We start from the raw sequence: 23,832 nt of genomic DNA on the forward strand, positions 1-23,832 counted from the left end.
AAGTCGGCGGGTAGCCGAGCGACTACAGTCAAGGAACCGATTGGCGTCTTCGGGCACTGGCAGACCCAAGCCCGCTTCGGTGCGTTGCGCCCCGACGATGTAACTGGAGAAAGCACGGATGCTGGTCGTCGATCCTCCCCCGGCGCGGCCCGGGCTGATGGCTCGGCCGTCATTGCAGGCAAAGCTGAGCTCGCATCTGGCGTCATGCCGGGTGCTGGTCCTGCATGCGCCGGCGGGTTTCGGCAAAAGCTGCGCGCTGCTGCAGTTGTTCCAGTCGCTACCGGCGGGTGTGGCGCAGTGGTTGCTGCCGGAACCGGCCGACCGGCTGCCGCGTCACGCGATTCGGTCCATGCTGGCGCTGCTCGGCGAGCGCCCGGGTGCGGGCCGGCAACCGGTGCTGGTGTTCATCGACGCGCTGGAACGGGTACCCGCCGCGTGCGAAGGGCGCTGGTTGCGGGCCGTGCTGGATGCGCTGCCGGCGAACGTCACGCTGGTGATGGCTACGCGCAGCTTCGCACCGCATGCGCTCGAGCATCTGCGGATCTCCGGCGAACTGGTCGAATTCGGTGCGTCGACCTTGAGCATGAGCACCGACGAAGTGGCGACCATGTGCCGCCGCACCCCGGTGCGTCATCACGGCGAGGCCGGCTGCTGGGAACGTGCCAGCGCTGGCTGGCCCGCCATCGCGAGTCTGTTGCAGGTGAGCGCGGCCAATGACAACGCCGCGCCGGAGGCGGTGGTGCGGTCGGCGGCGTTTTGCCACCGTGTCCGTCGCTATCTGGACGACGAGGTCCTAGCCACAGGCAGCCATGACGAGCGGGCTTTCCTCGCCAGCATCGTGCCGCTGGGCGAGGTATCGGCACCGCTGTGCGACTGCTTGTTCGAGCGCAGCGACAGCGCACAGCGGCTGGCGCGGCTGGTGCATCACGGGATGCCGGTTGAAGCGCTGGGCGACGAGCTGTACCGGGTTCATCCGGTGCTGGTCGCGCACGCGGCAACGCTGGCCGGCGCATTGTCGGCGCAGGCGCAGGCGGCATTGCGCCGCCGGGCGGCCGAATGGTTCATCCGGCAGGGCCTGATCGAGCAGGCCGTCGGACACTGGATCGGCGCAGGCGCGTGGGACGACGCCATGCGGCACTTGCCGGCGCTGGCGCAAAGCCTGCTGTTCCGTGCGCGCTTCCAGCAGGTGGTCGACTGGTGTCAGGTCTTGCCGCCAGCGTATCTGTACAGCAACCCGGGCCTGAGCGTGAGTTATGTCTGGGGCCAGTTTTTTTGTGGAGACCTGCAACGGGCGTTGCAGGTTCTGAGAGAAGTGAAAACGAATATGCGTGGCATGTGTGATCCGCTCGTCGAGCAAACCATCAATCTGCAGGAGCTGATCCTGACCGATTATCCGCAATACGATTACGCCGCGCTCCTGCAAGGGGTCGAAGCGCTGATGCCGATGCTGGAAAACGTGGGCGACATGAACCGCGGCCGCATCTCCAACATGCTGGCGATGATCCAGATCAGCCAGGGCGAGCTGGCCAAGGCCGGCACGGCGGTGATGCAGGCCAAGCGCATCCATCGCGAAGCGGGCAATCTGCAGGGGCTGTTCACGTCCTATTTTCTTGAAGCAGCCACGCTGGCAACCGGTGGCGAACTGAAGCATGCGCTGGATGTGCTGGAAAACGCCGACGAGATGATCCAGTCGCGCTCGGTGCGCACGCTGACCGGCAGCATGCACGTGTTCTGCGTCGGCTATCGGCTGCAACTGCTGTACGAACTGGGGCAGTACGATCTGGCGCGCGACTGGCTCGATCGTTACCAGCGGCTGCACAAGGGCTCGCCATCGGTACTGTCGACCCTGCTCGCGGGCATCATCGATGCGCGGCTCACCCTGATCGACAGGGGCAGCGAACCGGCCTTGCTGGTGCTCGAACGGCTGGCCGACCGCTTTACCCAGGACGCGGCCGTACAGCGCCGGTTGGGTTTCGAAATGGCGCGCATTGCCATCGTCAGCCAGAACCAGGTGCGGCTGCGGGCGCTGGTCGGTGATTTGCTGGGGCATGCCGAGCTTCCCGCAGTCCAGGTCTTCGTCCACCCGAGCGAGGAGCTCGAGGGCGCCGGCATTGAAATGCTGCGGCTAATGCTGCACGCCGGCGAATCGTCCCGGGCCGTCGCGATGCAGCGGCTGGCGGTGCTGGTGACCGAGGCAACCCAGATCGGCCGGTCGTGGCGGCGGATGAAGCTTTATCTGCTGACGGCGGTCGGGCATCTGTGCGCCGGCGAGCAGTGGCTGGCGAGCAAGGCCTTGCACCAAGCACTGCGGCTTGCCACCGTCAACGGCACGATCAGTTCCTTCCTCGACGAAGGCCCCGCGCTGGTCGGGCTGCTGGCCAGCCTGCGCACCGGCGGCGGGCTGACCGGCGCCGAGCAGCGGCACGCCGACCTGATCCTGCAGATCCGTGATCAGGCCACCAAACCGGCGGCCAGCGTGTCGCTGGGCGTGCGCGAGCTCGAAATCCTGCGGCTCGTCGCCGACGGGCTGACCAACGAGCAGGTGGCATCGAGACTGAGCCTGGCCACACAGACGGTGAAATGGTATCTGAGCGGCATGTACGGCAAGCTCGGCGTGGGTAACCGGATTGGTGCCGTCGACAAATGTCGCCGGCTAGGCGTGCTCTGATGCCGGTTTCCCGATCGCGTTCTTACGAAGTCAAGCGCTGGCTGGTGCTGGCACTCGCCAGCGTTACGGTGCTGGCAGCAGTCAATGTCGGCCTTTACCAGTTCGCGCAGTACAGCGTGAAACAGGAGCTGGCCGGCGTGGCGACGACGCTGTCACAACGGGTGACGTCGGTGCTGGCCGAGTCCGGCGTGCTGGCGGACGATGTGCACAAACGCTGGCAGAACCGGGCATCACAGACCGAATCGTGCGATAGCGGCTTTGCCGACCAGCTTGGCAAGCAGGCCGACCTGCGGCCCTACGTCAAAGGCGTCAGCATTCTGAAGGGGCAGGCGCTGCTCTGCACCTCGCTGCCGGGCACCGCGCAAGCGCAGATCGACGGCATGCTGACCCGCTTGATGATCGGCAACGGGCTCCAGCCCGGTTCGCCGCTCAATCTGGACAGCCCGGGCCTGCTCACGCTCTACCCGTATGCCGACGGCTACAACGTGCTGAGCATCCTGCCGGTCGAGTATTTCTTCGACCTGCTGAGTACCCTGGACCCGAAGCGCTACGGACTGGTCGTGCTGCGCATCAACGGCACCTATCTGCGCTCGGACCGGCGCGCCGAAACGCATTTGCCGAAGTTCGGCAATGACTGGACCAGCGCATCGGCGCCGGGCAGCGTGCAGATCTATGTCGAAGCCAGCGACGATCTGTGGTGGCGTTACATCCGGGACAGCGTGGTGACCTGGAACGTCATCGCCATTGGGGCGCTCTGGCTGGTGTTCGGGTTTTCCCGCCGCTTCACCAGTCAGGATCGGGCATTCACGCGGGCGTTGCGCAAGGCGGTCGCCAGCAACGCCATCGTGCCGTACTACCAGCCGGTGTTCGATCTGCCCGATCAGACGCTGGCCGGGGTCGAAATTCTGGCGCGCTGGCAACTGCCCGACGGCCGCTTCGTGTCGCCGGAGCGCTTTATTGCCCAAGCGGAAGCAAACGGCCTGATCGCCGATCTGACCCGCTCGCTGATGACGCAGGTGATCGCCGATTTGCCGCTGCTGGACTTGCCGCCTGCGGCGCGGATGGCGCTGAATCTGCCGCACGAATCGCTCGGTGACGACGTCCTGTTTGCCTGTATCGAGAATTGGGCGAAAGTATTGCAGCAGCACGGTTTGCAGCCGGTGATCGAGGTGACCGAACGCGGCTTCGTGGCGATGTCGCAGACCGAGAAGGTCAACACCCTGTTCGGCCGTCTGCGCGAGCGCGGAATTCAGATTGCGCTGGACGATTTCGGCGCCGAATACAGCTCGCTTGGCTACCTGCACCGCTTCCGTTTCGATTACGTCAAGATCGACGGGCTGTTTCTCGACGGCGTGGGCAAGAGCCGCGAGGTTGAAAGCGTGCTCGACGCCGTGCTTGATGTGGCGGCCAAGCTCGATCTGAAAGTCGTGGTCGAAAAAGTGGAAACACCGGTCCAGTTGAGTTACCTGAACCGGCGCAAGGTGAACGCGGCCCAGGGCTATTACTTCGGCCGGCCGGTAGCGGCGGGCGCGTGGCAAAGCTATGCCAGACGTTGCGCCGTGTGCCGCCATGACTGCCGGCTCAGCATGACCGAATGCGAGCAGCGGTTCACCGTGAACGGGCTCGTGTTTTCCAGCGTACGTGCCGACTGAGTTCAGTCGGCCACGTGCAACACGATCTTGCCGCGCGCATGGCCGGTCTGGCTGTGTTCATGCGCTTCCCGCGCGCTTTCGAGCGGATAAACATCGTCAATCACCACGGTGATGATGCCAGCGTCGATCAGTGCGGCCAGTTCGGCCAGACGTGGGCCGTTGGGCACAACCCACGCCAGCACGCCGCGGGCGCGATGCTGTTTGGCGGTGTCCTGATCGGGCTCGGCGACGATGGAAACCATCACGCCGCCGGGCTTGAGGCAGGCCCACGATCTGTCCTGCGTTTCGCCGCCGATGGTGTCGAACACCACGTCGACATCGGGTGCGCGGACGATGAAATTCTCGCGGGTGTAATCGACGACATCGTCGGCGCCAAGCAGCCGCAGCAGTGCGAGGTTGTCGGTAGATGCGGTGGCAATCACGTGCGCGCCGGCGTGCTTGGCCAGCTGGATGGCGAAACCGCCGACGCCGCCGGCACCGGCATGAATCAGCACGCGCTGACCGGCTTGCAGCCCGGCCTCGTCGAACAGCGCCTTCCATGCGGTCAGCGCCGCCAGCGGCACGCCGGCGGCCTCGTCGAACGAGACGATTTCGGGTTTGAGCGCCGCATCGCTGGCCTTCATCACCATGTACTCGGCGTAACTGCCGTCACGGGCGATGTCGGGGCGGGCATAGACCGCGTCGCCGGGTTTGAATGCCGTGACCGCCGCACCGACGGCCTCGACCACACCGGCGACATCCCAACCCATCGTCAGCGGCAGTGTGTGCTGCAACATCCCGGCAAGCCAGCCTTCGCGGATTTTCCAGTCGACCGGATTGACACCGGCCGCCTTGACCCGGACGAGGATTTCATCGCCGGCCGGCACCGGGGTCGGCACGTCGTCGAGCTGCAAGACCTCGGGGCCGCCGTAGCGGTGGATGCGGATGGCTTTCAATCGTTACTCCTCGTTATCAACGGCCCGTTCGTTCCGGTGGTGACTTTATGTGCCCGCGCTCAGTGCCTTGCTGGCGATCTCGAAGGTATCACCCGACAACCCCGGCTCGCGGCTGATGCGCTCCAGCTCGGCGCGCATCAGTGCGCGGCGCTGTGGCTCCAGTCGAGTCCAGCGGTTGAAACACGAGGCGAGGCGCGCGGCGATTTGCGGGTTGAGCTTGTCGAGTTCGATGATCCGGTCGGCGGCAAATGCGTAGCCATAACCGTCGAGCGCGTGAAAGTGCGCCAGGTTCTGCTGGCAGAACGCGCCGATCAGCGCGCGCACCTTGTTCGGATTCTTGAGCGAGAACGCGTGGTGATTCATCAACGCCTGCACCGTCGAGAGCGCGCCGGGGCGGCTGCAGCTTGCCTGCAGCGCGAACCATTTATCCATCACCAAGGCGTCGTCCTGCCAGACCTTGCCGAAATCGTCGACAAAGGGCTCGCCATCATCGCGTTGCGCCAGTACTTTCAGCGCGGCGAGCCGGTCGGTCATATTGTCGGCATGGCGATACTGGCTGGCGAGCAACTCGGCGGTCAGCGGTTCGTCGAGTTCGCCCAGATAGTCGAGGCAAACGTTCTTGAGGGCGCGGGCGGCAACGGCGGCGCCGTCGTAGCGATACGGCGCGCCATCGTTGAGCTTCTGGTAAGTCGCCAGCAGTTGCGCTCGCAGGCTGCGCGCCAGCGCTTCCTTCAGACCCTGGCGTACCGCGCACAGCTTTTGTGGGTCGACATCGGATAGCGCTTCAAACAGCGCCGCTTCGCTCGGCAAGGTCAGCATCAGTGCCGCCAGCGCCGGGTCGAGTTGCGGGTTGGCCAGCACGGCGGCCATCGCGGCGACGAATTTCTCCGGTGCCGGTGTGTCGGTTTCACCGGCGCGGTAGCGCGCCAGCAGCAATTGCGTTGCGTACTGATTGGCGGCTTCCCAGCGGGCGAAAGCATCGTTGTCGTGGGCCATCAGGAAGATGAGGTCATCATCGCTGTACGGATAAACCAGTTTCACCGGTGCCGAGAAATCACGCAGCAACGACGGTACCGGGTGACACGGAACATTGACGAAGCGGAAGGTTTCAACCGGCTGGCGCAGCTCGAACACGCGGCTGTTGCCAATGGCTTCGGCTTCGTCGGCGAGCTGCAGTGGCAGCTCCTGGCCACGACGATCCAGCAAGCCCAGCGCCAGCGGAATATGGAATGGCAGCTTCACATCCTGCCCCGGCGTAGCGGGGCACGATTGCGTCACCGTCAGCGTGTAGGTTTGCGCGGCATCGTCGTAAACGCCCTCGACGTCGAGTACCGGCGTGCCGGCCTGGCTGTACCAGCGGGCGAACTGCGCCAGATCGGCGTTATTGGCGTCTACCATCGCGGTGCGGAAGTCGTCGCAGGTTACCGCCTGGCCATCGTGACGCTTGAAATACAGATCCATGCCGCGGCGGAAGCCGTCGATGCCGAGCAGCGTCGCGTACATGCGCACGACTTCCGATCCTTTCTCGTACACGGTCCAGGTATAGAAGTTGTTGATTTCCTGGTACTCGTCCGGACGAACCGGGTGCGCTTGCGGGCCGGCATCTTCGGCGAACTGGTATTCGCGCAGGCCGCGAACGTTCTGAATGCGTTGCACCGCGCGGCTGCCCAGATCACTGCTGAATTCCTGATCGCGGTAGACGGTGAGGCCTTCTTTCAAGCTCAACTGGAACCAGTCGCGGCAGGTCACACGGTTGCCGGTCCAGTTGTGGAAGTACTCGTGCGCCACCACCGAATCGATGCCGTCGAAATCGGCATCGGTCGCGGTCTCGGGCTTGGCCAGCACGTATTTGCTGTTGAACACGTTCAGGCCCTTGTTCTCCATTGCACCCATGTTGAAATCGCTGGTCGCGACGATCATGTAGGTGTCCAGATCATATTCAAGGCCGAAGCGTTGTTCGTCCCATGCCATGGCTTTTTGCACCGCTGCCAAGGCGTGATGGCAACGATCGACATTGCCGGGCTCGACGTAAATTTCAATCGCCACCTGGCGGCCGGAGCGCGTGGTGTGGTTGCCGGCGAGCGAGACAAAGCGCCCGGCGACCAGCGCGAACAGATACGCCGGCTTCTTGAACGGATCGACCCATTTGACCCAGTGGCGGTTCTTGTCGAGCGTGCCTTCACCGACGCGGTTGCCGTTGGACAGCAGTACCGGATACTTGGCCTTGTCGGCGATGATGGTCGTGGTGAACTTGGCCATCACATCAGGGCGATCAAGGTAGAAGGAGATGCGGCGAAAGCCCTCGGCCTCGCACTGGGTGATGAAGTTGCCGCTCGATTGGTACAGGCCCGAAAGCTCGGTATTGGCTTGCGGGTTGATGAGGGTAACGATTTCAAGAATCGCCGTATCGGGCATCGCCGGAATCGTCAGGGTATCGTCGGCGTGGGTGAAGGCGTCGGCTGCCAAGGGCACGCCATCAAGCTTGATCGAGGCCAGCGATAGCGACTCGCCATGCAGCACCAAGGGCGTATCGGCCTTGGTTTCGGCATTGCGCTGGATCACCAGACGGCTGGCGACGCGGGTGGCGGTGTCGTCGAGTTCGAAGGTCAGATCGACGCAGTCGATCAGATAGGCGGGAGCGGTGTAATCGAGACGACGAATGGCTTGGCGCGGCTGAGGCATGGCGGATGATCTTCTTGGATGAATCAATACAAGTGGCGTCAGCTTACCGCCGGTACAAGGGCGTCACAATCGCATAAATGGCGGCAACGGCCCCGCGCCTATCCGACTGCGGCCAGCCGGCGTGGTTCCGTCGCGCGCAGATGCCATTCTTATATAGCCAAAGCGTTGAAACTTATAAAAACACGGTTGTTCAGTCCATATGGCGGCAACTGGTACAATTGCCACTTCATGGGGGCGTGTGCGCTTGCCTATGCAGCACCGCAGCACCGTTTGAATTTCTTTCGCAGGCTTTAGGATCGCGATGTACGTTTACGACGAACTCGACCAGAAAATCGTGGATCAGCGCGTAGCGCAGTTCCGGGATCAGACTCGCCGCTACCTCGCGGGCGAGCTGACCGAAGAAGAATTCCGGCCGCTGCGCTTGCAGAACGGCCTGTATATCCAGCGCCATGCGCCGATGCTGCGGGTGGCGGTGCCGTATGGCGAGCTCGCCAGCCGCCAGGTGCGCGTGCTTGCCAAGATTGCCCGCACCTACGACCGCGACTATGGCCACTTCACTACGCGGCAGAACCTGCAGTACAACTGGCCCAAGCTGGAAGACGTGCCGGATATCCTCGCCGAGCTGGCGACGGTGCAAATGCACGCGATCCAGACCTCGGGCAACTGCATCCGCAACACCACCACCGACCAGTTTGCCGGCGTGGCGCACGATGAGCTTGTCGATCCGCGCCCGTGGTGCGAAATCATCCGCGAGTGGAGCACCTTCCACCCGGAATTCGCCCATTTGCCGCGCAAGTTCAAGATCGCCGTCAATGGCGCCGTCGAGGATCGCGCAGCGATTCGGGTGCACGACATCGGCATCATCGTGGCCAGGAACGAGGCCGGTGTGGTCGGCTTCCAGATTTACGTCGGCGGTGGCCTTGGCCGCACGCCGATCGTCGGCAGCCTGATCAAGCCGTGGCTGGAACAGGAGCACCTGCTGTCGTACCTGGATGCCGTGCTGCGTGTGTACAACCGCTACGGCCGCCGCGACAACAAGTACAAGGCGCGGATCAAGATTCTGGTCAAGGCGATGACGCCGGAAGCCTTCGGCGCCAAGGTCGAGCAGGAATGGGCGCATCTGAAAGATGGCCCGATGACGCTGACCCGTGGCGAAATCGACCGCGTGGCGAAATTTTTCACCGCCCCGGCGTATGAGCAATTTCCCGGTGACGATGCCGGTTTCCTTGCCGCGCGCAGCGAGACCAAGGCTTTCGGCCGCTGGGTCGAGCGCAATGTGTTCGGTCACAAGCAAGCCGGTTACGCCTGTGTGACCTTGTCGCTGAAAGCACCGGGCGTTGCGCCGGGCGACGTCAGCGGCGATCAGCTCGACGCCATCGCCGATCTGGCCGATAAATACTCGTTTGGCGAGCTGCGTGCCAGCCACGAACAGAATTTGATCCTGCCATACGTGAAACAGGCCGACCTGCTGGCACTGTGGAACGAGCTCAAGGCGCAGGGCCTGGCGACGCCGACGGTGGGTTTGCTCACCGACGTGGTGTGCTGTCCCGGTGGCGACTTCTGCTCGCTGGCGAATGCCAAGTCGATCCCGATCGCGCTGGCGATCCAGGAGCGTTTCGACAACCTCGATTACCTGCACGACCTTGGCGAAATCGACCTGAACATGTCGGGTTGCATGAACGCCTGTGGTCACCATCATGTCGGCAATATCGGCATCCTCGGCGTCGATAAGAACGGTTCCGAGTGGTATCAGGTCTCGCTGGGCGGGCGTCAGGGCAGTGGCGCCAGCATCGGCAAGGTGATCGGCCCGTCGTTCGCGCAGGACGAAATGCCCGATGTGATCGAAAAAATCATCAATGTCTTCGTTGAAGCGCGCGAAGGTGAAGAACCGTTTATCGACGTGTTCGACCGGATCGGTGCCGAGCCGTTCAAGGCGCGCGTTTACCCGGCCAAGGCCGCCAAGGCACCGAAGGAGGCCGTCGATGCCTAAGTTGATTGTGGATCGGCAGATTGTCGACAATACCGCTACGTTGCTGCGCAACGACGAAGCCGGCGAGTTCGCCGCAGTTCCGGCTGCCGGCACGGTGATCGTGCCGCTGGCGCAGTATCTGGCTCAAAAAGCGGCGCTGACCGCCCGTGGCGAGTTCGGTGTCTGGTTCGGGCCGGACGACGAACCCGAGGCACTAGGGGCCGACGCGGCAAGCCTGAGCCTGATCGCCGTCGAATTCCCGGCGTTCACCGATGGCCGCGGTTTCTCGATCGGTCGTCTGTTGCGCGAGCGTTATGGTTTCGCCGGTGAGTTGCGTGCGTTTGGTGATGTGTTCAAGGACACGCTCAATTACCTGACCCGCTGCGGCTTCAACGCCTTCGTGATTCGCGAGGACAAGGATATCGACGAGGCGCTCAAGGGGCTGGATGATTTCACCGAGTCCTACCAAAGCAGCGTCGCGCAGCCGATGCCGCTGTTCCGTCGTCGCCAGCTCGGCTGACCGATCGTCGGATACCTGAAAGGCGCACCAAGGTGCGCCTTTTTTCATGGGTAAGCCAGTGCCCATGCGATGAAAGTGCCATTGTCATCGGAATTGTTGCCAAGTTTGAGTGGCGACATTTCGTTGCAGATTACAACCGTGCCGATTAGAGTCAAAGTGATCAATCAAAGCCATCATCGCCATCGGAGATTCCCATGAAAGTGGACAAGGACGCACGGCTGTTACGGGAGCTGATCTATCGCTTCTTCATGGAAGAGCGAGACCAGCTCGCCAAGCTCGACCTGGGCCAGAACAGCCGGATCATCGAAATGATGTATCGCGTTGGGCCGATAACCCAGTCGGAGCTGGGGCAGATCCTCAATTTCGAGAAAAGCTGGATCAGCCGGATGGTCGATCAGCTGGTCGCCGAGGGCTGGGTTGAACGCACGCCCAACCCGCAAGACCGTCGCAGCAAGATCCTGATCCTGACCGAGGCCGGTCAGGCGCACGCGCGCGAGATCGGCGTGATGTTCGATGCGCATTCCCGTCAGGTGCTCGATCGCCTGGACGAGGCCGGGCTGGCCAATGTCCTGCGCGCCATGACGCATTTGTCGCAGGCGCTGCCATCGCGCTACGGCAAGCTTTAGGAATGGGGGCCACGGCACCACGTCCGAAGTGGGTTTCGATTGCCGCGATGAGTGGCATCTGTCTGGTGATGATGCTGATCGCGCTGGATCAGACCGTCGTCGGCACTGCCTTGCCGCGCGTTGTCGCCGAGTTGCAGGGTTATGCGCTTTATCCGTGGGTGGCGTCGGCCTATCTGATGACCAACGCGGTGATGATCGCGATCACCGGCCGTCTCGGCGATCTGTACGGCCGCAAACCCTTTGTGCTGGCGGCGATCGTGCTGTTCACGCTGGCTTCGGTCTTGTGCGGCATGTCGCAGAGCATGCTGCAGCTGGTGCTGGCGCGTGCCTTGCAAGGCATCGGCGGCGGCATGCTAGCCGGTGCGGCGTTCGCGTCGGTCAGCGATCTCTTTCCCGATCCGATGCAACGCGTGCGCTGGCAGGCAATGTTGTCGGCAACCTTCGGCATTGCCACGGCGATGGGGCCGGCGCTCGGTGGCTGGCTGACCGAACATCTGGGCTGGCGCAGTGTGTTCTACGTGAACCTGCCGATCGGCCTCTTGGCGCTGCCGGTGGTCTGGCGCTATCTGCCGCACGTGCTCAATCACGATGGCGATGATCGTTCGATCGACTGGCTCGGCGCTGTGCTGCTGGCCGCCTCGTTCTGCGCCATCCTGTTCACCACCGAACGCATCGGCATCATGGGGCTGTTGAACCCGTGGCTGTGGGCGATGCTCGCCGGTACCGCCCTGGTGTGTTGGCTGTTCATCCGCCATCAGCGCCGCAGCCGCGCGCCGATCATTCCGCCGCGGTTGTTTATCGAGCGCGCGGTGCGGCAGTTGTGTGCGCTGGGCTTTCTCACCGGTCTGGTGATGTTCGTGCTGATTTTCTATGCGCCGCTGTTGCTGCAGGGCGGCTTTGGCCTGTCGCCGAACACCGCTGGCGTGCTGGTCACGCCCCTCTTGGTCAGCATCACCATCGGCAGCATCATCAACGGTCGCTTGGTGCCGCGCCTGCCGCAGCCGGAAAAGCTGATTTCCTGGGGGCTGCTGGTGTTGATGTTCGGCGCGGCGATGCTGGCGACGCTGAATCACGCCACGCCGCACTGGTTGATGTCGCTGGGCTTCGCCGTGTGTGGCCTGAGCCTGGGATTCCAGCTGCCGAATCTGACCTTGCAGGTACAGGCCGCCGTCGCGCGCACCGATGTCGGCGTGGCCTCGGCGCTGATCCAGATGACGCGGATGCTCGGCAGCATGATCGGCGCCAGCGCCGCCGGGATGGCGGTCGATCTGCGCTACCGGCAGCAGGTGTCCGAATTGCTCGTGGGCGTCAGCAACCACGAGGTCGTGCGTTTGTTCGATAGTCCGCAGCTGCTGGTGCGCACGCAGGATCAACTGCAGCTGACGCAACTGGCTGCACCGCTGGGGCTGGATGCCCATGCCATGCTTGATGGTGCCCGCGCCGCGCTGGTCAGCGGTATTCATCTGGCGTTCGCTGCCTGCGTGGTGGTGATCGTCGTGAGTTATTTTGTTGCCCGCGGGCTGCCGCCGTTCGTGTCGACGCTGGCGCGCAAGCCGGCGGCAGGCTGATTGAGCGAGGCGATGCGCGAACATGGATCATGCCGATGGACTGATTTTCGGTATTTTGGCAAGCCCAAGTCGATCACGGCGAGCGCGAGCCCTGAAGCGGTAAGATGCGACGCATGAGCTTTATCGTACACAGATCATTGCGCCGGCATTGCGCCGTTATGGCGCTCGCCGTACTGCTGGCGGCCTGCGCCGGTACGCCCGATGCCGGCCCGGCGCCGGCCGGTTTTTATCGCGTCGCCCAGGGCGATACCCTGTGGCGGATCGCCACCAAGAACGGTCGCAGCGTGGCCGAGATCAGGCGCTGGAACAAACTCAACGGCAACGATATCCAGACCGGACAGCTTTTGCGGGTGACGCCACCGGGCACCGCTGCAAGTAGCGGTTCCGCAGCGGTGAGCAAGCCCGAGCCCGCGCCAGCGAAACCGGCCGTCGAGATGCAGCTGGCGTGGCCGGTGCCGGGGAAGGTCGTGTCGCGATATAACGGCAGCACCATCAAGGGGGTCGTCCTCGCGGCGCAGCCGGGTGAGCCAGTCAAGGCGGCGGCCGCCGGCAAGGTGATGTACGCGGGCAGCGGCATTCGCAGTTACGGCAATCTGATCGTGATCAAGCACAACGCCCGGGTGATTACCGTCTACGCGTACAACAGCCAGTTGCTGGTCAAGGACGGCGCCAGCGTTCAGGCCGGGCAGGTGATTGCCAAGGCTGGCGGTAGCGCGGGTGTGCCGAACGACAAGGTGCATTTCGAGGTGCGTGTCGACGGCAAGGCGGTTGACCCGCAGCCGTATCTGCCGCCGCGCTAACGGCGTTGCTGGCACGAGGGCAATTACTTGCGCGGATGTTCCGTCAGTTGATCGGCCAGCAGCAGCAAATCCTGCCAGGCCTTGGCTTTGTCGGGCAGATTGCGCAGCAGATACGCCGGGTGATAGCTGATCACCACCGGAATCTCGCCATGCCGGTGCACCTTGCCGCGTAGCGCGCTGATCGGCGCGTCGGTTTTCAACAGTGCCTGGATCGCGAAGCGGCCGACGGCGAAGATCACCGTCGGCTGGATCAACGCAATCTGCCGTGCCAGGAAGGGCGCGCATTCGGCGACTTCGGCTGGCTGCGGATTGCGATTGCCCGGCGGCCGGCACTTGAGCACATTGGCGATGTAGACACCGTCGCCACGTTTTTCACCAATCGCCGCGAGCATATTGTCGAGCAGCTTGCCGGCGGCGCCGACAAAGGGCTCGCCCTGCTTGTCTTCTTCCGCGCCGGGTGCTTCGCCGATGATGAGCAGCCTTGCGGTCCGGTCGCCGACGCCGGGAACCGCCTGAATGCGGCCCTCGCATAGACCGCAGGCGGTGCAGGCACGGATTTTCTCTTCCAGTACATCCCAATCCAGCGTCGCGATCTCGCGGCTGCGCGCGTCATCCTGCGATGTTTCGATTTTGGCCGGTGCGGCGCGCGTGCGCGCATCCGGCAGCACGATCACCGGCGCCTTGTTCGAGGGCCGGGCCGGCTTGGGTGTCGGGATTTGCGCACTCGCCGGTGCCGGCGCGGGCGCTGCAATCACTTCGGCCGCTTCAATCGCTTCATTCGTATCGGCGTCGGACGTATCGAAAGCCAGCGCGGCAAGTTGTTCGCGGCGTATCCAGATCGGCCCGAGGCCGAGCTCGTCGAGGGCATGCCGGCTCATTGCGCCGCTCCGTTCAAGGTAAACGTGTACAGCAAGGCATCCTCGCGGCCATTGGGCGCCGGGTAATAGCCCTTGCGTCGGCCGCTGACTTCACCGCCGCAGCCGGCGTACAGCGCTTGGGCGGCGGTATTGCCGGCGCGCACTTCCAGAAATAATTGTGTCGTGCCGGTCTGGCGCAGCTCGGCCAGCAAGGCCTTCAGCAGCAGGCGGCCGAGCCCCTGGCGCTGCTTGGCCGGCGATACGGCGATCAGCTGCAGTTCGGCCTCGTCGAGCACGCGGCTGGAGATGGCGAAACCGGCCAGTACGCCATCGTCATCGATGGCGCCGATGCCGTGATCGCGCACCAAAGCATCGGCCCACAGCTTGGCCGACCAAGGGTGAGGGTTGGTGGCGGCATCAAGTGCGACCAACAGATCCAGATCGTCGGGGCCAAGCGGGCGCAGTGTCACTTGACCGGGCGCTCGTGGGTTTTCAGCGCGACCTTGTCGCGCAGGTAAACGAGCGTGGCTTCGTGTGCCGGGCGGCCGAGGCCGGCGGCGAAGCGCGGTAGCGCCAGCGCCAGAATGTCACGCGCCAGCGGGAAGCGCTCCGGCTGCGTCGCGGCAAGCTTGTCGCCCAACTGCATGGCGAGCACCTCACCGTAGGCGGCAAAACCGCTGCCGCTGCCGGTCCAGCCATCGCCATCGGGCAGTGGCAGCGCCTCGGGATTACAGACCACCGCCTCGCCGACTTCCTGCCAGCCGCTCTCGTCGCGCGCATAACTGGCAACATAAATCTGCTGCATGCGTGCATCCAGACAGGCAATCACCCGCTCGGCGCCGCTGCCTTGCGCCAGTGCTTCCAGCGTCGAAACGCCGATCACCGGAATACCCAAGCCAAAGCCCAGCCCCTGGGCGATGCCGCAGCCGATGCGCAAGCCGGTGAACGAGCCCGGCCCCATGCCGAAGGCGAGCCCCTCGAGATCGGCGCGGGCCACGCCGGCCTCGGCCAGCAGCGCTTCGAGCCGGGGCAGCGTTTGCTCGGCGTGGCGCTGGCCGACGTGCCAGTCGTGCGCGGTGACGTGGCCATCGTGAAAGAGGGCGAGCGAAAGATGTTCGGTGGAGGTATCGAGGGCGAGGTAGGCCATGCGGCAGCCGGTCTGGAGGTAAGCGCCGATTTTATCATGCGTGGGGCAAGGCTGCGCCGGCTGCTAAGATTGCTCAAGACCCTCACGATAGCGATCGCCCATGCGCCTTGTTGCCGCTTTGCTGTTGATGCTTGCACTGGCGCCGGTACGCGCCGATTACGCTGTGGCCCTCGGCTACACCCCCAAGTACGCCGCCGGCTTCACGCACTTTGACTATGTGAATCCGACTGCGCCGGTCGGGGGCGAGCTGCGGCTGGCGGCGATGGGCGATTTCGACAAGTTCAACCCGTACACGCTCAAGGGCCGCGCCGCCGCCGGTCTTGGCGGTCTGGGCGACGGGCTGGTGTTCGAGAGCCTGACCATGCAGAGTCAGGACGAGCCGCTCTCGGCCTATGGGCTGCTGGCCGACGATATCCGTATCGCGCCCGACGGGCTGTCGGTGACCTTCCACCTGAATCCGAAGGCGCGTTTCAGCAACGGCCGCAAGGTCGGCGCCGACGATGTGCGCTTCTCGTTCGAAACACTGACCAGCAAGCGCGCCAGCCCGATGTTCCGGCAGTACTGGGGCGATGTCGCCGGTGTCGACGTGCTCGACGCCGAGACGGTGCGGTTTCGCTTCAAGCAGCACAACCGCGAGCTACCACTGACGATCGGTCAGCTGCCGGTGTTCGCCCGCGAGTGGGGCGGCGGCAAGCCGTTCGACGAATGGGTACGGCAAACGCCGATCGGCAGCGGCCCGTATGCGATCGAAAAGGTCGATCTGGGCAAGCGCATCGTCTACAAACGCCGCGCCGATTACTGGGGCTGGCAGCTGCCGGTACGGCGCGGCAGCTATAATTTCGAGCGCATCAGTTACCGCTATTACCAGGACGATACCGCCAGACTGGAAGCGTTCAAGGCCGGCGAGTTCGATTTCACTTTCGAGAATGTCGCCCGCCAGTGGGTGCGCGGTTATACCGGCCCGGCGTTCCGCGACGGCCGCATCGTCAAGAAGACCTTCGTGCACGAAAACAGTGCCGGCATGCAGGGCTATGCGATCAATCTGCGCCGGCCGCAATACAAGGACGTGCGTGTGCGGCGCGCGCTGGGGCTGGCGATGGATTTTGGCTGGATGAACCGCCAGCTGTTTTACGACCAGTACACGCGCTCGCCGAGTTATTTCTCCAATAGCGAGCTCGAAGCCAAGGGCAGGCCGGGGCCGGGCGAGTTGCGTTATCTTGAGCCCCTGCGCGGCAAGATCGATCCGTCTGTTTTTGTCACCGCGGCCATGCCGCCGACGACCACGCCGCCGGATAGTTTGCGCAAGAACCTGCTGCGGGCCCGGCAGCTGCTGCAGGACGCCGGCTGGAGCTATCGCGACGGCGCACTACGCAATGCCAGCGGTGAGCCTTTTGTGATCGACATGCTGCTGTACCAGAAGGCATTCGAGCGTCTGGTTGCGCCGTACGCGCGCAATCTGCAGACGCTGGGCATCACGCTCAATTACCGCGTGCTCGATCTGGCGCTGGCGCAGAAGCGGCTCGATGCCTTTGATTACGACATGACCGTGGTGACCTTTGGCGCAAGTCAAAGCCCCGGTAACGAGCTTTACGGTAACTTCGGTTCGCGTTCGGCCGACGAGCCCGGTTCGAACAACGCCATGGGGATCAAGGATCCGGCGATCGATGCGCTGATCGAGCAGATTGTCCAGGCGCCGGATCGTGCGGCGCTGGTCGATGCCGGCCGGGCGCTCGACCGGGTGCTGCGTGCCGGTGACTATCTGATACCCAACTGGTTCAACCGCGTCCACCGCGTCGCGTTTCGCGACCGTTACGCCTGGCCGGCGACGCTGCCGAAGTATTACGGAGCCGAGGAATGGGCGATCCAGACGTGGTGGCTCAAGCGCTGATCACGTTCGCTGCCGCTGCCGACGTAGGCGTTATTTGCGATGCAGCCGGCCGGATTCGTCGGTAAAGTCCGCCGGTTTGCTCCGACTTACCGAAACAGAGAAGACCGAATCGCTTATGAATGCCGTCCTGATTTCCGTGATGCTGATGCTGATGCTCTCGCTGGCGCGAGTGAACGTCGTCGTCAGTATCCTGCTTGCCGTGGTCACCGCCGGCTGGGTTGCCCATCTGCCGCTGGCCGATACGCTCACCGCCTTCGGCAGTGGCCTTGGCAACGGTGCCAGCGTGGCACTGTCCTACGGTCTGCTCGGCGCGTTCGCCCTGGCGCTGGCCGAATCCGGCCTGCCGCACGCGATGGCCGATGGCCTGGCGCGGATGGCCCGGAACGGCACGCGCGGCAGCTCGATCAAGTGGAGCATCATCGGTGCGCTGTTGCTGCTGGCGATCGCCTCGCAGAACATCCTGCCGATCCACATCGCCTTCATTCCGCTGGTGGTGCCGCCGCTGTTGTTTACGCTGGGGCAGTTCAAGGTCGATCGCCGGCTGATCGCCTGCGTGATCACCTTCGGTCTGGTCACGCCGTATATGTTCTGGCCGGTCGGTTTCGGCCATATCTTCCTGAACCAGATTCTGCTGGGCAATATCGCCAAAGCCGGGCTGGATGCCAGCCATGTCAACGTGATGCACGCGATGTTCATTCCGGCGATCGGCATGCTGTTCGGCCTGTTGATCGCGGTGTTCTTCAGTTACCGCAAGCCGCGCGACTACGACCTTGAGGCACTGGCGACGGTCGAGCGCGAAGGCGGGCGTTACACGCGGCGCTCGCTGATCGTCGCGGTGGTGGCGATGGTCGCCACTTTTGCCGTCCAGCTCTTTGCCGATTCGATGATCCTCGGTGCGCTGGCTGGTTTCATCGTCTGCGTACTCGGTGGCGCGGTGCAGTTCAAGCAATCCGACAGCCTGTTCCAGGAAGGCATGAAGATGATGGCCGGTATCGGCCTGATCATGATCGCCGCCAACGGTTTCGCCGCGGTATTGCAGGCCACCGGCGATGTCGAATCCTTGGTGAAGGGCTCGATGGCGATGATCGGCGATAACCGTCCGCTCGCCGCTTTCCTGATGCTGCTGGTCGGGCTGATCGTGACCATGGGCATCGGCTCGTCGTTCTCGACCGTGCCTATCATCGCGACGATCTACGTGCCGCTGGCGATGCACCTCGGCTTCTCGGCGACCGCGATCGTCTCGCTGATCGGCACCGCCGGCGCGCTTGGCGACGCCGGTAGCCCGGCCGCCGATTCAACGCTAGGCCCGACCTCGGGGCTGAATGTCGACGGCCAGCACGACCACATGTGGGACACCGTGGTGCCCACTTTCCTGCACTACAACCTGCCGTTGCTGGTGTTCGGCTGGGTGGCGGTGATGGTGCTCTGAGCCTACCCCATTAGGCGATTGCGCCTGCGCATTTTTCCCCCGTCCGATGCTCGGAACCCCGCAAGGGGGCTAACTTCGGGTCGTCCTCATGGACTTCATGGCGATGAAGGTTTCTGCGCTTCGGGCGGACGCAAACTGCTTTGGCTCGTTCGCCTACTGGAGCAGGCTGCGTGTCGATGCGCTCAGTTGAGCCGTGCGCTGTCGCTGCCGGTATCATAGCGGCATTGGATGGCCTGCGAACCTGCCAGCTTGGGGTAGGCGGTGACGGCAAGCTCCGTCGTCGACAGTGCATAGACCGATTCGATGCGGACCTCGGCATTCGTTTTTTGCGCGACCAGCGTAGCGCAGGCCCGCCTTGCTTCGTCGGCATGCGGAACGCTGGCGCAAGCGGTGAGGCCCAGTGTGGTGGCGAGGATGAACAACAGGCGCATGATGATCGGCAAGGAAGGCTGAAAAGACGAATTATCGCTGCTGCCATCGCCACTGTCCCGCCCATGCTAAGGTGGTACAAACCTCCGGAAGCGCAACGATGCCGCTCTATCTCGCCAAACGCTTGTTGCTGATGCTGCCGACGCTGTTCGGCATCCTGCTGGTCACGTTTGCGGTGATCCAGTTCGTTCCGGGAGGGCCGGCCGACGAGTTGATCCAGCAACTCAAGGGTACGGCGGCATTCGCGGAGGCCAGTGGTGGCGGCGGGGCGGCGTCGGCCAAGCTCGGCCATCGCGGGCTCGATGCGCAGCAACTGGCCGACATCCGCGCGCTCTATGGCTTCGACAAGCCAGTGAGCGAGCGCTTCTGGCTGATGATCAAGCGCTATCTGCAGTTCGATCTGGGCCAGAGCTATTTTCACCACGAGGACGTCTGGACACTGATCAAATCCAAACTGCCGGTGTCGGCCAGCCTGGGTGTGTGGAGCTTCATCATCGTCTACACGGTGTCGCTGCCGCTCGGCGTGGCCAAGGCGATGCGCCACGGCAGCCGCTTCGACTGGGTGACGACACTGGTGCTGATGATCGGTTACGCGATTCCCGGTTTCGTGCTCGGTGTGCTGCTGCTGGTGATGTTCGGCGGCGGCAGCTTCTGGCAACTGTTCCCGCTGCGCGGGCTGACTTCGGACGGCTGGGAGAGCCTGTCGCTGCTCGGCAAGGTGAGCGATTACCTGTGGCATCTGGTGTTGCCGATCTCGGCGATGGTCGTCGGCAGTTTTGCCTCGGTGACTTTGCTGACCAAGAACAGCCTGCTGGAGGAAATCCGCAAGCAGTACGTGCTGACTGCGCGTGCCAAGGGATTGTCGGAGCGGCGGGTGCTGTGGGGGCATGTGTTCCGCAACGCGATGATCCCTATCGTCACCGGCTTTCCGGCCGCCTTCGTTGGCGCGTTCTTCACCGGCAGCCTGCTGATCGAGACGCTGTTTTCGCTCGATGGCCTCGGCCTGCTGTCATACGAGTCGGTGATCCGCCGTGATTACCCGGTAGTGATGGGCGCGCTCTATTTATTTTCGCTGATTGGCCTGCTAACCAAGCTGCTGTCCGATCTGTGCTACGTGCTGGTCGACCCGCGTCTGCGCTTTGAAGGGGTCGAGGCATGAGGCCGATTCTCGAACCGGCGCTTGAGGCCGCCTTGCCGAGCAGCGCCGATCGCGTGCCGACCGCGCCGCTGTCGCCGTGGCGCCGGGCGTGGCGACGCTTTCGGTCCCAACGTATGGGTTTTTACAGCCTCGTGCTCTTGAGCTTGCTGTTCGTGCTCAGCCTCGGCGCCGAGCTGCTGTCGAACGACAAGCCCATCGTCGTCCGCTACCACGACACCTGGTATTTCCCGCTGCTGCAGACTTACCCGGAAACCGAATTCGGTGGTGATTTCCCGACGCCGGCCGATTACCTCGACCCGTATATCCAGGACCGTATCAGCAGCAACGGCAACTGGGCATTGTTCGCGCCGAACCGTTACGCAGCCAATACGATCAACTACTTCGCGCCGAGCCCGAACCCGGCGCCACCCTCGAAGGCCAACTGGCTCGGCACCGACGACCGCGGCCGCGACGTGCTGGCGCGGCTGATCTACGGCTTTCGCGTGTCCTTGCTGTTCGGTCTGGCGCTGACGGTGATCGGTTGCGCGCTCGGCATCGTCGCCGGGGCGATCCAGGGCTATTTCGCCGGCAAAATCGACCTCGTTGGCCAGCGCGTGATCGAGGTCTGGAGCGCGATGCCGGAGCTGTATCTGCTGCTGATTTTTGCGTCGATGTTCGAGCCCAGCCTGCTGATCTTGCTGGTGCTATTGTCGGTGTTCGGCTGGATGGGGCTCGCCGATTATGTGCGCGCCGAGTTCCTGCGCAACCGCAATCTCGAATACGTACTCGCGGCGCGCGCGCTGGGGCTGACCGATTGGCAGATCATCTGGCGGCACCTGCTGCCCAATTCGCTGACTGCGGTGATCGCCTTCCTGCCGTTCCGGATGTCGGGCGCGGTGCTGGCACTGACGAGCTTCGATTTTCTCGGCCTGGGCGTGCCGGCGTCGACGCCGTCGCTCGGCGAGTTGCTGGCGCAGGGCAAGGCCAATCTGGATGCGTGGTGGATATCGCTGCCGACCTTCGCGGTGCTGGTCGGCATGCTGCTATTGCTGGTGTTCATCGGCGAGGCGTTACGCGCGGCGCTCGATCCGCGCGCCGACACCTGAGCATGAAAAAACCGGCCAATGGCCGGTTCTTCGGGGCAAAACGCGCTCAGCAATTGCCTTTCTTGGCTTGCCCGGGTGGGCAGTGATAGCCACGGCGGTCGTCATCGTGGTCATCGTATTTGTTACCGTGTTTCTTGTCGTACTTCTTGGCGTTCTTCTTCCACCACTTTTCGTCGCGCCAATGGCCGCCGTCCCAGTAACGGCCGTGCGGATCGCGGTTGCCGTAGCGTGGGTGGTATTTCGGGTGAGACTGCCACCAGCGCTCATCGCGCCATTGGCCGTCATACCAGTAGTAGCCACGATCGTCGCGATCACCGATGTAAACCGACACCCCGGGTACCGAGATGCCAATGTTGACGTCGGCAGCCCGAGCGAAGATCGGCAGCGCGGCGAGCAGACCGATCAGCAAGATCTTTTTCATGGTGTTCATCCTGTTATCGAGCATTGATTTAGTGTACCGGCCGAACGTGATCTTGGCTGTGTTCCGACTCACATTCTCGAAGAAGGGGGCAAGCCGTTTCAGTGCCCAAGTTTCAAACCGACGCGGGTGATCCGTCCGCGCTCGACTTCGCGCACGATCAGCGTCATCGAACCAAAGTCGACCTGATCGCCAACGACGGCGGGGCGATTGAGTCTGGCGTGTATCAGTGCGGCAACGTCGAATTCGGCCTCGTTCTCGGCGACCGGGCAGTCATACAGCTCGGCGATGGCCAGCAGCGGCGCATCACCATCAATGACGAAATCGCCGAAGAACGTCCGCTCATAGGCCATGCGGGTGTTCTGCGCCTCGCCGTACCAGCGGCCCAAATCGGGCAAGGCATGTTCGGTTGCCGCGGCCACGACCAGATCACCCGCGCGCAGGTGCTCGGCCTGGCGCGGTAGCATCAGTCGAACTCCGCGCAACACGGCCAAGGGTTTGGCCCGGCCGTGTTCGAGGTGCGGTGCCGTGTGTGGCATGCTGTGCTCGGCTGGCGCACCGGCAACGACGCGATACTGAACGATCTGCCAGTCTGCCCGTCCCGGTTGGCGCAGACCGTGTCGGGCCAGCGGCTCGGGATAGTCGGGCACTTCGACCCGGCAACGCTTGGCCATCCACGGCACCAGCGTGCCCTGGATCAGCAGCGAGGCCAGCACCACGGCGAAGGCAATATCAAATAGCGCGACCGAGCCGTTGACGCCGGCCATGATGGGAAATGTCGCCAAGACAATGGGGACTGCGCCGCGTAGCCCGACCCAACTGACAAAGAGGATCTCGCGGCGGCTGAATTTCAGTGGAATGAGGCACAGCGCCACGGCAATCGGTCGGGCAATGAACATCAGGAGTGCCGCGAAGGCGAGACTGGGGCCGATTTCCGGTAGCAGTCGGCTCGGCGTTACCAGCAGGCCGAGCAGCAGGAACATCCCCGCCTGTGCCAGCCAGGCGAGGCCATCCATCATGCTGCGCACGCTCTCGCTGGCCGGTAGCGGCCGGTTGCCGATGACAAGGCCGGCAAGGTAAATGCCGAGGAAACCACTGCCACCGAGACTGTTGGTGGCCGCAAAGATCATCAGCCCGCCGCCGAGGATCAGCAAGGGGTAAAGGCTTTCGGCCAGGCTGAACCGTGATGCCGCCCGCGAGATCAGCCAGCCACCAGCCAGCCCGCCGACGGCCCCCAGGCCGAACTGGCGAACGAATTCGATCAGCATGCCCGTAGCACTGGGCTGGCTGGCCCCCGAAACCACGGTCAGCAATGTGACCACCAGAAAAATCGCCATCGGATCGTTGGCGCCCGATTCGATCTCCAGCGTCGCGCCGACCCGCTCGTTCAGGCGTACCCCGCCGTAGCGCAGCTGCGCAAATACCGCAGCGGCATCGGTCGAGCCGACGATGGCGCCAAGCAGCAGCGCATGCAGCCAGGGCAGATCAAGCAACCAGTGTGCGAACACACCGGCCAAGCCGGCCGAGACCAGCACGCCGACGGTGGCCAGCGATAAGGCGGGCTTGAGCGCAACCCGAAAGCTCTGGATCCGGGTTTGCAGGCCACCGGCGAGCAGAATCACCGCCAGTGCGACATTGCCGACGCCAAAGGCGAGCGGATAGTTGCTGAACTGGATTTGCCCGGGGCCACTGTCGCCGGCGAGCATGCCGACACCGAGAAAAACCAGCAACAGCGGCAGGCCGAGCCGGGCGGTAATGGTGCTCGACAGCGTAGCGAGCAGGAGCAAAAAGCTGCCAAGCAGCAGCCAGTAATTGAGTTGTGCCATTGAAAACCAGAAAAATCTGTGGTCAGAAAATGCCCCGTGCAGGTTGCCGGTGGCGAAGCGCGAGTAGCGGCGCTGTAGCCCCGTTTCCAGCTCGAATCTCGTACGCTTTGCTGCCAGGCTGGCAAGCGAGTGCCAAATGCAGCGGGGATGCTGGTTTGTAACATAAGATGATCC

At 63.5% G+C, this 23,832-nt stretch carries 19 protein-coding genes; 11 read left to right on the forward strand and 8 right to left on the reverse strand.

All coding sequences use genetic code 11. The features are described 5' to 3' along the window. The first annotated feature begins 118 nt into the window (after positions 1–118). Together JLC71_RS03090 and JLC71_RS03095 are read left to right on the forward strand one after the other, a co-directional pair. The gene (locus JLC71_RS03090; RefSeq protein ID WP_200917217.1) at positions 119–2,668 is read left to right on the forward strand and encodes a LuxR C-terminal-related transcriptional regulator; all 2,550 of its coding nucleotides are present in this window, start codon (positions 119–121) and stop codon (positions 2,666–2,668) included. After that, a complete protein-coding gene (locus JLC71_RS03095; protein WP_200917218.1) occupies positions 2,668–4,320 on the forward strand; it encodes an EAL domain-containing protein in 1,653 nt (550 codons plus the stop codon). The genes JLC71_RS03090 and JLC71_RS03095 overlap by 1 nt, the downstream gene beginning before the upstream one ends. A gap of 2 nt (positions 4,321–4,322) precedes the next feature. Here the strand turns inward: JLC71_RS03095 and JLC71_RS03100 are convergent, their stop codons facing one another. After that, positions 4,323–5,255, reverse strand: a complete 933-nt coding sequence (locus tag JLC71_RS03100) for an NADP-dependent oxidoreductase (RefSeq protein WP_200917219.1) — start codon at positions 5,253–5,255, stop codon at positions 4,323–4,325. Positions 5,256–5,300: 45 nt separating this feature from the next. After that, positions 5,301–7,937: an aminopeptidase N gene (gene pepN, locus JLC71_RS03105; RefSeq protein WP_200917220.1), complete on the reverse strand. Its 2,637-nt coding sequence runs from the start codon at positions 7,935–7,937 to the stop codon at positions 5,301–5,303. A gap of 301 nt (positions 7,938–8,238) precedes the next feature. Here pepN and JLC71_RS03110 point away from each other — a divergent pair, with 301 nt between their 5' ends. From JLC71_RS03110 to JLC71_RS03130, 5 genes are all read left to right on the forward strand, one after another. Further along, positions 8,239–9,927 carry a nitrite/sulfite reductase gene (locus JLC71_RS03110; protein ID WP_200917221.1) on the forward strand — a complete coding sequence of 563 codons (1,689 nt, stop codon included), beginning with the start codon at positions 8,239–8,241 and terminating at the stop codon, positions 9,925–9,927. Next, on the forward strand, positions 9,920–10,426 hold the full coding sequence (locus JLC71_RS03115) for a DUF934 domain-containing protein (protein WP_200917222.1): 507 nt from the start codon (positions 9,920–9,922) through the stop codon (positions 10,424–10,426). The genes JLC71_RS03110 and JLC71_RS03115 overlap by 8 nt, the downstream gene beginning before the upstream one ends. Before the next feature lie 194 nt (positions 10,427–10,620). Next, positions 10,621–11,052 (forward strand): MarR family winged helix-turn-helix transcriptional regulator, encoded by a 432-nt coding sequence (locus JLC71_RS03120; RefSeq protein WP_200917223.1) that lies wholly within the window; start codon positions 10,621–10,623, stop codon positions 11,050–11,052. Positions 11,053–11,099: 47 nt separating this feature from the next. Continuing rightward, entirely contained in the window at positions 11,100–12,620 is a 1,521-nt protein-coding gene (locus JLC71_RS03125; protein WP_200917224.1) for an MDR family MFS transporter, read from the forward strand. A gap of 158 nt (positions 12,621–12,778) precedes the next feature. Further along, the gene (locus JLC71_RS03130; RefSeq protein ID WP_236250959.1) at positions 12,779–13,420 is read left to right on the forward strand and encodes a peptidoglycan DD-metalloendopeptidase family protein; all 642 of its coding nucleotides are present in this window, start codon (positions 12,779–12,781) and stop codon (positions 13,418–13,420) included. Between the two features lie 23 nt (positions 13,421–13,443). Here the strand turns inward: JLC71_RS03130 and JLC71_RS03135 are convergent, their stop codons facing one another. From JLC71_RS03135 to tsaB, 3 genes are read right to left on the reverse strand one after another with little or no spacing between them, the layout of a single operon-like run. Next, positions 13,444–14,298, reverse strand: a complete 855-nt coding sequence (locus JLC71_RS03135; RefSeq protein ID WP_200917226.1) for a uracil-DNA glycosylase — start codon at positions 14,296–14,298, stop codon at positions 13,444–13,446. Continuing rightward, positions 14,295–14,747: a ribosomal protein S18-alanine N-acetyltransferase gene (gene rimI / locus JLC71_RS03140; RefSeq protein WP_200917227.1), complete on the reverse strand. Its 453-nt coding sequence runs from the start codon at positions 14,745–14,747 to the stop codon at positions 14,295–14,297. Before rimI ends, JLC71_RS03135 begins: the two co-directional genes overlap by 4 nt. Beyond that, on the reverse strand, positions 14,744–15,424 hold the full coding sequence (gene tsaB, locus JLC71_RS03145) for a tRNA (adenosine(37)-N6)-threonylcarbamoyltransferase complex dimerization subunit type 1 TsaB (protein ID WP_200917228.1): 681 nt from the start codon (positions 15,422–15,424) through the stop codon (positions 14,744–14,746). The genes rimI and tsaB overlap by 4 nt, the downstream gene beginning before the upstream one ends. A gap of 100 nt (positions 15,425–15,524) precedes the next feature. On the opposite strand from tsaB, the gene JLC71_RS03150 reads away from it, so the two are divergent. After that, positions 15,525–17,312: an extracellular solute-binding protein gene (locus tag JLC71_RS03150; RefSeq protein ID WP_200917229.1), complete on the forward strand. Its 1,788-nt coding sequence runs from the start codon at positions 15,525–15,527 to the stop codon at positions 17,310–17,312. A 115-nt stretch (positions 17,313–17,427) separates the two neighbouring features. After that, a complete protein-coding gene (locus tag JLC71_RS03155; protein ID WP_200917230.1) occupies positions 17,428–18,741 on the forward strand; it encodes a Na+/H+ antiporter family protein in 1,314 nt (437 codons plus the stop codon). A gap of 182 nt (positions 18,742–18,923) precedes the next feature. Here JLC71_RS03155 and JLC71_RS03160 read toward each other — a convergent pair whose 3' ends face one another. Beyond that, positions 18,924–19,172 carry a hypothetical protein gene (locus JLC71_RS03160; protein WP_200917231.1) on the reverse strand — a complete coding sequence of 83 codons (249 nt, stop codon included), beginning with the start codon at positions 19,170–19,172 and terminating at the stop codon, positions 18,924–18,926. A 98-nt stretch (positions 19,173–19,270) separates the two neighbouring features. Between JLC71_RS03160 and JLC71_RS03165 the strand changes: the two genes are divergently transcribed. Both JLC71_RS03165 and JLC71_RS03170 read left to right on the forward strand, forming a co-directional pair. Beyond that, a complete protein-coding gene (locus tag JLC71_RS03165) occupies positions 19,271–20,329 on the forward strand; it encodes a microcin C ABC transporter permease YejB (RefSeq protein WP_200917232.1) in 1,059 nt (352 codons plus the stop codon). Further along, the gene (locus JLC71_RS03170) at positions 20,326–21,414 is read left to right on the forward strand and encodes an ABC transporter permease (RefSeq protein ID WP_200917233.1); all 1,089 of its coding nucleotides are present in this window, start codon (positions 20,326–20,328) and stop codon (positions 21,412–21,414) included. The genes JLC71_RS03165 and JLC71_RS03170 overlap by 4 nt, the downstream gene beginning before the upstream one ends. Before the next feature lie 46 nt (positions 21,415–21,460). Here the strand turns inward: JLC71_RS03170 and JLC71_RS03175 are convergent, their stop codons facing one another. Then, positions 21,461–21,835 (reverse strand): DUF2502 domain-containing protein, encoded by a 375-nt coding sequence (locus JLC71_RS03175; protein WP_200917234.1) that lies wholly within the window; start codon positions 21,833–21,835, stop codon positions 21,461–21,463. 98 nt (positions 21,836–21,933) lie between these two features. Further along, positions 21,934–23,658, reverse strand: coding sequence for a potassium/proton antiporter (locus tag JLC71_RS03180; protein WP_200917235.1), 1,725 nt, complete (start codon positions 23,656–23,658; stop codon positions 21,934–21,936). Positions 23,659–23,832 lie beyond the last annotated feature (174 nt).

Origin of the sequence: Jeongeupia sp. HS-3 (assembly GCF_015140455.1) — a bacterium.
Taxonomy (GTDB): domain Bacteria; phylum Pseudomonadota; class Gammaproteobacteria; order Burkholderiales; family Chitinibacteraceae; genus Jeongeupia.